2 protein-coding genes are annotated in these 2,342 nt (G+C 76.5%); both read left to right on the plus strand.

Annotation, left to right across the window (positions count from 1 at the left end; genetic code table 11):
• Positions 1-8: 8 nt before the first annotated feature.
• Entirely contained in the window at positions 9-524 is a 516-nt protein-coding gene (locus ETD83_RS41270; protein WP_230421535.1) for a TrmH family RNA methyltransferase, read from the plus strand.
• 138 nt (positions 525-662) lie between these two features.
• The coding region (locus ETD83_RS44110; RefSeq protein WP_205718181.1) for an MFS transporter at positions 663-2,342 on the plus strand (1,680 nt) is incomplete at its 3' end.

The following is a 2,342-nucleotide window of genomic DNA, read 5'->3' on the forward strand; positions in this document are numbered from 1 at the left end:
GCCGGCAGCTGCGCGGCACCGACGTCAAGCGCCTCAACCGCGACTGGCGCCGCCGCACCGACGCCCGCCTCGGCCTCCTGGTCGAGTCGGTCACCCAGCCGTTCAACATCGGCTCGATCATCCGCAGCGCCGCCGTGTTCGGCGTCGACCACCTCTGGCTCGCCGGGAACGCCACACCCCCGACGCACAAGGCCGTCGACAAGACCGCCCTCGGCACCGCCCGCCTCGTCCCCTGGGAGCACGCCGGCACCCCGGCCGCCGCCGCCGCGGCCGTCCGCGAGCAGGGCCTGCGGCTGGTCGCCGTCGAACTCACCGCCGACGCCGTCCCCCTGCACGAGGCGCCCCTGGACGGCGACGTCTGCCTCGCCGTCGGCGGCGAGGACCACGGCTGCTCCCCCGCCCTGCTGGCCGCCGCCGACGCCGTCGCCTACATCCCCCAGATCGGACGCGTCGGCTCCCTCAACGTCGCCGTCGCGACCGCCATCGCCCTCGCCGAGGCCCGCCGCCGCGACTGGACCACCTGACCCCGCCGAAACGGGCTACGCTTCCCCCGTGCAGTTCCTCATCCACGGGTAGAGCGCCGCGCACCGCCGCGGAACACGACGGCGGCATCCGGCGTCCCCCGTAGCCGCCCCCTTGGGGCCTTTCTGAGGAACAGCTCCGTGACCGCGTCGTACGCCTCCGTCCTGCGCGCCCCGCACGCCCTGCGCACCTTCACCTTCGCCCTGCTCGGACGCCTCTCCTACGGGACGGTGTTCCTGTCCCTGACCCTCGCGTTCACCGCCTCCACCGGCTCCTACGCACGCGCGGGCGCGCTGATGGCCGCGTACGGGCTCACCGGCGCCGCGATGTCGCCCGTGCGCGCCACGCTCATCGACCGGCACGGCGCACGCCGCGTCCTGCCCCCGATGACGGCCGCCTACGCCGTCCTGCTCGGCGCCCTGGCCACCCTCACCTGGCACCCCGGGGCGCCCGTGCCGCTACTGGCGGCCGTGTCCGTCGCCGCCGGCGCCCTCCAGCCACCGGTCAGCGTCGTCATGCGGACGCTGTGGCGCGGCCTCCTGCGGGACGCCGCGCTGGTCCGCCGCGCCTACAGCCTCGACACCGTCTCCGAGGAACTCGTCTTCGTCACCGGGCCGCTCCTGGCGGGCCTGCTGGCCGCGGCCGCCTCACCGTCCCTCGGGATCGCCGTCAGCGCCGCCCTCGTCACCGCGGGCGTCCTCGGCGTCGCCGCCTCCCCCGCCGTGCCACCGGCACCGCCGGGACCGGCACGCCGGCGCGGCGGCCCCCGCATCCGCGCGTTCGCGCCCGTCCCGTTCCTCGCGGTCGCGGCCACCGGCTTCGCCCTCGGCTCCACCGGGCTGCTCGCCGTCGCGTTCACCGAACGGCACCACCAGCCCGCGGCGGTCGCCTGGGTGGAGGCCGCGATCGCCGCGGGCAGCACCCTCGGCGGCCTCGCCTACGGCGCCCTCGGCAGGTCGCAGCCGGGACGCGGCCGGCTCGCCGCCTTCGTCTGCCCGGCCGGGCTCGTCCTCGCGGCGGCGGGGCTCGCCCCGTCCGTCCCCGTCCTGGCCGCGGCCGCGTTCACCGTCGGGCTGTTCGTCGGCCCCACGTTCACGACCGCCTTCCTGATCACCGACGCAGCCGCCCCGGCCCCCGCCCGCACCCGCGCCGTGGCCTGGATCAGCACGTCCGTCAACCTCGGCATCGCCGGCGGGTCCGCGGCGACCGGGGTGTTCCTGGACGCGCTGCCCCTGCCGCTCTGCTACGCCCTCGCCGCCGCCCCGGCCGCTCTCGCCCCGGCCGTGCTCCTGTGTTTGCCGAAACCGCAACAGGATTCGCCGGACGGGCCGGTGCGCGTCCACCATCGGAGCATGGACGACACCACCGCCCGCCGGGAATTCTGGGACACCCGCTACGCCGAGCACGACCACCTCTGGAGCGGCGAACCCAACCACATGCTCGTCCAGGAGATCTCCGACCTGGAACCCGGCACCGCGCTCGACCTCGGATGCGGCGAGGGCGGCGACGCGATCTGGCTGGCCGGGCGCGGCTGGCGCGTCACCGCCACCGACATCTCCGGCGTCGCCCTCGAACGCGCCGCCCGCCACGCGGACGCCGCCGGCGTCGCCGACCGCATCGACTTCCAGCGGCACGACCTGGGCGAGTCCTTCCCCGAAGGCGTCTACGACCTGGTCTCCGCCGCGTTCCTGCACTTCCCCAAGGAGGGCCTGCCGCGCGAGCCGATCCTGCGCGCCGCCGCCGCGGCCGTCGCCCCCGGCGGGACCCTGCTCATCGTCGGCCACTCCGGGCCCCCGCCCTGGGACCCCGACGCCTACCCC

It is taken from the genome of Actinomadura soli, assembly GCF_005889715.1.
Taxonomy (GTDB): Bacteria; Actinomycetota; Actinomycetes; order Streptosporangiales; family Streptosporangiaceae; genus Spirillospora; species Spirillospora soli.